The 1576-nt window shown below is 67.9% G+C and carries 2 protein-coding genes; both read left to right on the top strand.

Translation table 11 applies throughout. The annotated features are described in order from the left end of the window. The first annotated feature begins 89 nt into the window (after positions 1 to 89). The gene (locus AB4Y84_RS21250; RefSeq protein WP_363733106.1) at positions 90 to 821 is read left to right on the top strand and encodes a copper homeostasis protein CutC; all 732 of its coding nucleotides are present in this window, start codon (positions 90 to 92) and stop codon (positions 819 to 821) included. 381 nt (positions 822 to 1202) lie between these two features. Beyond that, positions 1203 to 1576: TonB-dependent receptor plug domain-containing protein (locus tag AB4Y84_RS21245; RefSeq protein WP_442250887.1), on the top strand; the 374-nt coding region annotated here is incomplete at its 3' end.

Genomic DNA, 1576 nt, shown 5'->3' with positions numbered 1-1576 from the left:
CTGCATCGCGGCTTCGTCTACGCGGTGTGCGATGCGCAGCGCCAGGATGACCTGCGCGACTCACCGTCGATCTATACGAGCACGCAGGCGTGAGCGCGCGCCTGACGCTGGAGATCGCCAGCAATTCGGTGGCTTCGGCGTTGGCCGCGCAGGCCGGTGGTGCAGATCGCATCGAACTGTTCGACAACCTTGCCGAAGGCGGTACCACGCCGTCGTTTGCCAGCATCGCCATCGCCCGCGAGCGCCTGGCAGTTCCGTTGTTCGTGCTGGTGCGGCCGCGTCCGGGGGATTTCCACTACGACGCGCTGGAAACCGAGCTGATGCTGCGCGACATCGCCCAGTGCCGCGCGCTGGGCTGCGAGGGCGTGGTGATCGGTGCGCTGGATGCGCAGGGCGATATCGACCTGCCGCTGTGCCGCGAACTGCTGCGCGCGGCCGGCCCGTTGCAGGTGACCTTCCACCGTGCCTTCGATGCCGCGCGCGATCTGCCGGCGGCGCTGGAGCAGGTGATCGGGCTGGGCTGCCAGCGGGTGCTGACGTCCGGCGGCCAGGCCAGCGCCGACGCCGGTGCCGATGTACTGGCCGCGCTGGTCGCGCAGGCGGCCGGCAGGATCAGCGTCATGGCCGGCGCAGGGCTGGGCCCGGACAACATCGCCGCCGTCGCGCGGCAGACCGGCTGCCTCGAACTGCATGCMTCGGCCAAGGGGAAACGACGTTCGGCCATGCAGTTCCAGAACCCGGCCCTGCGCGGGCTGGACCCGGACTGGAGCCAGACAGACACCGCCACGGTGAGTGCGCTGCGGAAGGCGCTGGACGGCTGAGCGCCGCAGGGGGCGGATCCCTTCGCTGAAGGGCTCCGACCCCGACCAGACGCTATCCGGTCAGAGCGCCTCTGCGAGAGGATCCGACCCGGCTACCAGTTCCCCACGGACAAAACCGTTCTGCGCGCGACTGTCGTGATCGTGTCATTGACATCTGTGCCGCTTCCATAAAGATGTCGTGCAACCCATTGATTCGCTTGGATGCCCTTCGGCGATAATCACGCGCGTCCGCTGGATGCTGCGTCGCCGCATGCTGGGCGTGGTTCAGCTGTGCTTTAGTTTGGATCGATCCACAGGGGAGGGCGGTCGAATCGAGATGGATCGATTCAACGCCCGGGATCGCCATCCGACCGCGCGTCCACCATCCAAGAGCAACCACCCATGGCTCAGTCCGTCCGCAACCGCCGTCATCTGCTGTCCCACGCCCTCGCCCTGGCCCTGCTGCCGTTCGCCGCTGGCGCACAGGAAGCGGCCACGTCGCCCACCAAGGATCTTGATGCGGTCACCGTCACCGGTTCGCGCATCAAGCGTGCCAGCGTCGAGGGCCCGGCCCCGGTCAACGTGATCAGCGCCGCACAGATCCAGAAGGAAGGCTTCGTCACCGTCTACGACGCCCTGAAGACCCTGACCGAAGCGACCGGCACCGTCGAAGCGGCATCGCAGTGGGGCTCGCACACGCCCAATGCGAGTGGCCTCAACCTGCGCGGCATGGGCCCCAACCGCAGCCTGCTGCTGGTCAACGGCCGCCGTGTGGC

It is taken from the genome of Stenotrophomonas sp. 2YAF22 (assembly GCF_052114665.1).
Taxonomy (GTDB): domain Bacteria; phylum Pseudomonadota; class Gammaproteobacteria; order Xanthomonadales; family Xanthomonadaceae; genus Stenotrophomonas; species Stenotrophomonas indicatrix.
Note: the sequence above shows the minus strand (reverse complement) of the source record. Positions and strands in the feature narration are given on the sequence as shown.